The 4,397-nt window shown below is 65.6% G+C and carries 2 protein-coding genes; both read right to left on the bottom strand.

What is annotated here, in order from left to right:
• Positions 1-122: 122 nt before the first annotated feature.
• Complete coding sequence (locus tag FNL14_RS22585) at positions 123-3,134, bottom strand: glycoside hydrolase family 2 TIM barrel-domain containing protein (protein WP_142064937.1); 3,012 nt, start codon at positions 3,132-3,134, stop codon at positions 123-125.
• A gap of 115 nt (positions 3,135-3,249) precedes the next feature.
• On the bottom strand, positions 3,250-4,257 hold the full coding sequence (locus FNL14_RS22580; protein WP_142064934.1) for a LacI family DNA-binding transcriptional regulator: 1,008 nt from the start codon (positions 4,255-4,257) through the stop codon (positions 3,250-3,252).
• Positions 4,258-4,397 lie beyond the last annotated feature (140 nt).

Here is a 4,397-nt window from a genome sequence, read left to right as displayed (position 1 = left end):
ACCCCACAGCCCCCAAAACCCCCAAAAACCAAGGAATTACAGGGCATCTGGACGCCCCCACACAGCCCACACCCCAACCTCCGCCACTATGCACTGCCTCACAGTGGCGCGGGGCCGGCGAGCTAGCGGACAGAGAGTACCAGGGTGAAGTCAGCGTCCCGGGGCTTCAGCCGGTACTGTTCCAGGACGCCTGGACCGCAGGCCGCTGTCCCCACTCCCCGGAGGGCATGGTCGAGGTAGATGTAGGTCCGCCCATCCGCCTTCAGGTCCGGCTGGTGGCTTGCCCTGTCCAGTACCTCCTGGCTGTAGGGCCGGACGGTTAGGGCAAAGGGCTCGCCCGAAACCTTAAGCGTGGTGCCACCCATCTCAAGGGCGGCCCACCGGACTCCGGACCGCGCCCCCGACTCCTGCGGGCGAACGTAGTCAACATCCATCTCCGCCGCCGGCAGTGTGAACCACCCGGTCCGTGCCCCCTGCCCCGTGTCCGGGTAGCTCTGGTGCGGTCCTTTGCCGAACCAGGTCACAGACGTGGCCGGATCAGCCAGGACGAGTTCCAGTCCGATCCGAGCCCATTCGACCTCAAAGCCCCCGTTAAGCCAGGCGCCGTCGGGCCGGACCTGCGTCCGGAGCGCGACGGCGTCGCCGTCGCTGGTCCAGGTGTAGTCCACAAACACGCCGTACTGCTTATCGGCTGCACTCACGCGCGTACGGACGGTCAGCGCTTCCCCGCCTTCAGGACTGGCCTCCGAGGTGATTCCGAGCAGCCGGGCATGGAGCAGGTTCAGCCTGGCGTCCTTCCACTGCGTGGCGAGCGGGCGCTCGTCAACGCCGCCCCATTCCCTGCCCAGGTCGTTGTCCGTGGGTGGCCACCACAACGTCAGGGAGAGCTTCTCCACGGGTATACCGCCAATGGACGTGGGCATTCCGGTGATCCGGCTGAAGAGCACTGGCCCCAGCTCAAGTTCGGCGTCCTTGACGCGGAGCGGCTCAACCGGCGCAGGCCCTTCAGGAGAAGCGCCTGCGTGGACGGATTGCCCCCACGCAACTTCGTGCCCGGCGGGAGCCCAGGCCGTTTCAGCGGCGAGGACCGCACTCACGGTCAGGACTGCAGTGCGGTCCTTCATCCCCGAAGCCAAAGCCGGAAGCGGCACAGTTGCCTCATTCTGAGGCGACACCGGCGCAACCTCCACGATCCCGACGTCGTGCGTGCCGCCGTCGGCCTCTACCTTGTACCGGAAGCTGAACGCGGAGGTGTCCGCGAAATCCTGGCCGTTGCGGACGGTGAAGCCGGACCAGTCCTCCGCCACCGTGATGCGCAGGGGCTCGACGACCTTCTTGAAGTCGAGCAGGCCCGGCCTCGGGTTACGGTCGGCGTCCACCAGGCCATCGGTGACAAAGTTGCCGTCGTGGACTTCCTCACCGAAGTCGCCGCCATAGCCATAGTGCTGGCGTCCGTCCGGGGACGTGATGGTGATGCCGTGTTCGAGCCACTCCCACACGAAGCCGCCCATCAGGCGCGGATACTTCTCGAAAAGCTCCTGGTACTCCGTCATGCCGCCGGGGCCGTTACCCATGGCGTGCACATATTCGCAGAGGACAAAAGGCATGGACCGGCGTCGGGCATCCAGCGCGGCATCGTCCAGGGGCGGCTCAATTCCTTGTCCGATCAGGGCCGTTTCCGCCTGGCTGGCGTACATGCGGGAGTAGACGTCCACGTGTTCAGAGGACCAGTCGCCCTCGTAGTGGAGGGGGCGGGACGGATCCCGGTCCTTGGCCCAGCGCGACATCGCCGCGAGGTTCCTGCCTGTGCCGGCCTCGTTGCCGAGCGACCACATGATCACCGCCGGATGGTTCTTGTCCCGTTCCACTGTGCGGCGCATCCGGTCAACCAGGGCCTCTTCCCACTGCGGGTCATCGCTCGGGTTCTGCGCCCAGCCTGCGCTCTCAAAGCCGTGGGTCTCGAGATCGCACTCCAGCACCACGTAAAAGCCGAGCCGGTCTGCGAGGGCCAGGAAGTCGGGGTGCGGCGGGTAATGGGACGTCCGGATTGCATTGATATTGTGCTGCTTCATCAGCCGCAGTTCGGCCTCCACAACGTTCTGCGGCACCACCCGGCCAAGGCGGGGGTGGTGCTCATGGCGGTTGACGCCGCGCAGCAGGATCCGCCGCCCGTTGACCTTGAACTGAGCGTCTTCGATGGCAATGCTGCGGAAGCCGACCTGCAGCGTTACGGTCTCACCAGGGGCGCTCATGGTTGCCTCATAGAGCCGCGGTACTTCGGCGGACCAGGGTTCGACGGCGTGGATCCGCACCTCCGTGCCGGCCTGCAGTTCCAGGTTCAGCTCGGGAACGCGGACGACGGCGTCAATCGCCTGTCCGCCCCGGCTCGCCTGCACTTTGAGGGTGCCTTCGCCGGTGCGGTGATCGTAGCCGGCGTGGACAAAAGCGTCGTCGATGCCGTCGGCAGGCCGGGCCTGGAGCGTGACGTCACGGAAAATACCGGGCAGCCACCACATGTCCTGGTCCTCCACATAGCTGGCGGCCGAGAACTGCGCCACCCGCACGGCCAGGATGTTCCTGCCCTGTTTGAGGATTCCGGTCACATCGAATTCGTGAGCCAGCCGGCTTCCGCGGGTAGTGCCGAGTTCCACGCCGTTCAGCCATACCGTTCCTGCAGATTCGATGCCGTCGAAACGCAGCAGCGCGTGCGGAAGGAATTCGGGGCCGGCCTCGAAGATCACAACATGGTCGCCGATGGGGTTGGTCTCCGGGACGTGCGGCGGCTCCACAGCGAACGGGAACTGCACGTTCGTGTACGCAGGAGCGCCGTGCCCATGCATTGGCCAGCTGGACGGCACGGGCAGGCCGGCAAAGCCCTCCAGGTCATCCCCGAGCTGCCAGCCATCTTCCGGAGCCACCCGGATTCCTGGGCTAAGCCGGAACTGCCATTGCCCATTCAGTGACAACCGGGGAGCGTCGCTGTGCAGGTAGGCCCGTGCCGGAAGGGTTCCTTTGCCCGGTTGGAAGGAAGCCAGATCCGCGATGGCTTCGACACCAACCTCCAGATTGCGGGGCTGCCCCATGGGGCTTCCAAGGGAGTTGCCGGCGGGAACGGAAGGGGAGTGAACTGACATGGGCTTCCTTGCTTCATGGGTTTGTCCGGGGCGGCAGGGCGCTGGGTGAAGTGTTTGCGTGAACGTTCACGTCGCTGGGTTCAGCCTACCGGTTGTTGCCAGCTTTGAGTAGGGCTCAGGCAGATTGCCGAAGCACCAGCTGATGTTTGAGAATCAAGCTCGCCTCATCACTCGACGCTTTGATGGCCCCGCTGAGGAGATTATCGACGAGGTCGACGGCGGACCGCCCCACCGCCCTCAAGTCCAGTGCCAGCGTGGTCAGCTCCGGCGTCAAGAGTTCGCCCAGGGGTATGCCGTCCATCCCGATCACCGCACAGTCCTCTGGAACGGCCCTCCCGGCGTCGTGCAGGCCTTTCATGGCCCCCGCTGCCATCAGGTCATTGAACACCAGGAGCCCGTCGATCCCGCCCTCTTCTTCAAGCAATGCGCGGAGGGCTTCGCGGGCGGCGGGGGCGGAATCGAGGCACTGGCCGACGATGAGTTCAATGCCGGCCGCGGCCGCCGCAGCCGCAACGGCAGCGCCACGGGTGGTGGCAGTACCCTCCTGGTCTGAATCAAGGTAGGCAATCCGCCGGCGGCCTTCGGACATGAAGCGCTGGAGTGCCAGCCCCGCGCCATAGGAGTAGTCGAAGGAGATGCCGCCCGCCGCCTGTCCCGCGGGGTAGTCAAGCACCACCACGGGGCGCCTGCCCATCATGGCCTGAGCATCGCTGGAACAGGCTCCGAGGTATCCGATCAGTGCATCCACCTGGGGCGCCAGCCGGGCTACTGCATCCAAGCCGCTCCCGCTGCCGTGGCCAAAATCATCAACCACCACATTCCAGCCGCGCTGGGTGGCTTCTTCCACCACGCTGGAAGCGAAAGCGGGGAAGTACGGATTAGTGAGGTCCGGGATGGCAAGCCCGAGGGAGATCCGGGCTCCCTGCACCAGGCCCTTCGCGAAGCGGCTGGGGGTGTATCCGAGCTCGGCTGCGAGTTGCTGGACGCGTTCCCGTGTGGCCGGGCTGATCCCTGGCATATCGTTCATTGCGCGGGTCACGGTCTGGCGTGAAACCCCCGCGGCTGCCGCAACGTCGAGGATAGTTGCTCTTCGGATGCGGGATTCGCGGGAGCTGGGGGCCATGACGGTAAGTCTAGGCGGGCCAGGGTGGCCCCCACGCCTGGTTTCTGCCGTGATGCCCGTCCCGGCAGTGGGGTTTGTGTGTTAAATGTGGGAGGCCCCAACCGTGATGGTTGGGGCCTCGACCTAATGGTTGTCCGGCG

This window comes from Pseudarthrobacter sp. B4EP4b, from assembly GCF_006680095.1.
Taxonomy (GTDB): Bacteria; Actinomycetota; Actinomycetes; order Actinomycetales; family Micrococcaceae; genus Arthrobacter.
This window is presented reverse-complemented; position numbering and strand designations above follow the sequence as displayed.